Below are 452 nucleotides of genomic sequence, written 5' to 3' on the forward strand. Positions count from 1 at the left end.
AACAAAGTAGCCGTAGGGGAACCTGCGGCTGGATCACCTCCTTAAACGATGCGTCACGGTTAGTAAGCGTCCACAATGAATTACCTGATCAGAATGCTGTTGATACGCAGTGATAAGCCAAGCGCCTATGGCGTTGCCTTATCACTGCGCATAGCAGTCGCTCTTTAACAATGTATATCATGCTGACAAGAACACTTCGCAAGAAGTGGTCTTAAATTGTGATACGTCTCAAGCGTATCCGGCAAAATAGAACGTTATCATTGCGACATCCAGACTCCTTCGGGTTATAGGGTCAAGCAATGAAGCGCACACGGTGGATGCCTAGGCAGCCAGAGGCGACGAAAGACGTGGTAGCCTGCGATAAGGTTCGGTGAGGTGGCAACAACCTGTGACCCGGACATCTCTGAATGGGGAAACCCACTCATCATAAGATGAGTATCATGCACTGAATA

At 48.7% G+C, this 452-nt stretch carries 1 rRNA gene; it reads left to right on the forward strand.

The features are described 5' to 3' along the window. Window positions 1-290 precede the first annotated feature (290 nt). A 23S ribosomal RNA gene (locus A6R74_RS11670) occupies window positions 291-452 on the forward strand; the annotation flags it as partial.

It is taken from the genome of Halomonas sp. ALS9, from assembly GCF_001651035.1.
Classification (GTDB): domain Bacteria; phylum Pseudomonadota; class Gammaproteobacteria; order Pseudomonadales; family Halomonadaceae; genus Vreelandella.